Raw genomic sequence first — 339 nt, 5'->3', positions numbered from 1 at the left:
AGCGCAGCCTGGCGCTGGGCGGGCGCCTGGTCATCTACGCCAGCCTGGCCTTTTTGCCGCAGTGGAGCCACGCGCTGGCCGGCCCGCACCTGTTCTGGCCCGTGATCGCGCTCGGCACGCTGATGCTCGGCTGCGCCAAGATCCTCGAGAACATGGAGATCGGCCACAACATCTCGCACGCCCAGTGGGACTGGCTGCGCGACCCGGCGATCCAGTCGGGCAGCTGGGAGTGGGACCATGTGTGCCCGTCCGACCAGTGGAAGCATTCGCACAACGTCAAACACCACACTTGGACCAATGTGTTCGGCAAGGACGCCGACGTCGGCGGCTATGGCCTGC

Annotated in this window: 1 pseudogene; it reads left to right on the top strand. The window is 66.7% G+C overall.

Features of this window, described 5'->3' with window-relative positions:
- Nucleotides 1-339: pseudogene (locus D0817_RS26965) on the top strand (hypothetical protein); the annotation flags it as partial.

Origin of the sequence: Flavobacterium cupreum, from assembly GCF_003996965.1 — a bacterium.
Taxonomy (GTDB): Bacteria; Bacteroidota; Bacteroidia; order Flavobacteriales; family Flavobacteriaceae; genus Flavobacterium; species Flavobacterium cupreum.
This window is presented reverse-complemented; position numbering and strand designations above follow the sequence as displayed.